A 659-nucleotide genomic window follows, 5' to 3' on the forward strand; every position below is an offset into this window, starting at 1 on the left:
GCGCTCCCGGGCGTCCTCGACGATGTCATTTATGATGTCGCGCAACGCTTTTGACCCCGGATTCCGTGTCCGGCCGCTGCGTGGGTGTGCCGACATTTCGGCTCGCATCGTCCGATCGAACGCGGCCAGATACGGATACTCGCGCAGCAACCGGCCCAGCTCCTCCAGCACCGCCTCGAGGCGGTCGACGACGTCACCGGAGCGGTCGGCGGCCTCGCGTAGCCGTCGGGATGCGATCAGGTCGATTTCCGCGACCGTCGCCGCGAGCAGCTCCGACTTGTTCGGAAAATAGTGATAGAGGCTGCCGCTGGTCATGTCGGCGGCCCGGGCGATCTCGCGGATGGTGGCCTTGGAGTAGCCGCGCTGGGCGACACAGCGCATGGTGGCGACGAGGAGCCGGCGGCGGGTCTCCTCGCCGCTGGCGCCGACGGGGCGACCCAGCTGCGCCCGCGTCATGCTGATGTCCTCACTCCTGCGTCCTTTTGAGCGGCTCCCTCGAATATAATCGGGCGATCAATTATCCTCCGGCTTCGCCATCCCAGCTCGGCCGCCCAGTCGGCGCCAGCGGCGAGCAGACCCGTGCCCGAATCATCGCCTCGGCGATGCGCTGCGTGGCCGAAGTGGGCCACTCGAAGGCGACGATTCGCGAGATCGCCCGG

General features: G+C 67.7%; 1 protein-coding gene and 1 pseudogene. One reads left to right on the forward strand and one right to left on the reverse strand.

Features of this window, described 5'->3' with window-relative positions; all coding sequences use genetic code 11:
• On the reverse strand, positions 1–456 hold a 456-nt coding region (locus tag A5696_RS23660), incomplete at its 3' end, for a TetR/AcrR family transcriptional regulator (RefSeq protein WP_067883424.1).
• 56 nt (positions 457–512) lie between these two features.
• On the opposite strand from A5696_RS23660, the pseudogene A5696_RS28555 reads away from it, so the two are divergent.
• Positions 513–659 (forward strand): annotated as a pseudogene (locus A5696_RS28555) (TetR/AcrR family transcriptional regulator); the annotation flags it as partial.

The sequence above is a fragment of the Mycobacterium sp. E2699 genome (assembly GCF_001666745.1).
Lineage (GTDB): Bacteria > Actinomycetota > Actinomycetes > Mycobacteriales > Mycobacteriaceae > Mycobacterium.